The sequence below is a fragment of the Streptomyces sp. WM6372 genome, assembly GCF_001279655.1.
Lineage (GTDB): Bacteria > Actinomycetota > Actinomycetes > Streptomycetales > Streptomycetaceae > Streptomyces.
The window spans coordinates 1-587 of the sequence record NZ_LGDB01000092.1; the positions used below are offsets into that span (position 1 = coordinate 1).

At 70.4% G+C, this 587-nt stretch carries 1 protein-coding gene; it reads right to left on the reverse strand.

The window, feature by feature from the left end:
* A partial coding sequence (gene cysD / locus ADK52_RS08615) for a sulfate adenylyltransferase subunit CysD (protein ID WP_053689179.1) occupies window positions 1-587 on the reverse strand: 587 nt, incomplete at both ends.

Here is a 587-nt window from a genome sequence, read left to right on the forward strand (position 1 = left end):
GTGCAGGACATGTCGCCCACGGTGCGGTAGCGGACCAGGCGCCGCTGGGTGCTCTCGCCGTCCTTCGGGCCGCCCCACTCGCCGGCGGTCAGCCACATGCCGCTCCGCTGGAACACCTCGCGCTCGTGGGCGAAGTAGATCTCGGGCAGTTCGATGTTCTCGCGGGCGATGTACTGCCAGACGTCCAGCTCGGTCCAGTTGGAGAGCGGGAAGACGCGGACGTGTTCGCCGGGGGCGTGGCGGCCGTTGTAGAGCTGCCACAGCTCGGGGCGCTGGCGGCGGGGGTCCCACTGGGAGAACTCGTCGCGCAGGGAGAAGACGCGCTCCTTGGCGCGGGCCTTCTCCTCGTCGCGTCGGCCGCCGCCGAACACGGCGTCGAACTTGAGGCTCTGGATCGCCTCCGTCAGGGGGACGGTCTGGAGCGGGTTGCGGACCCCGTCGGGGCGTTCGCGCAGTGTGCCGGCGTCGATGTAGTCCTGGACGGAGGCCACGTGCAGGCGCAGGTTGTGCTTGGCCACCGCGCGGTCGCGGTAGTCGAGGACCTCGGGGAAGTTGTGCCCGGTGTCGACGTGCAGCAGCGTGAAGGG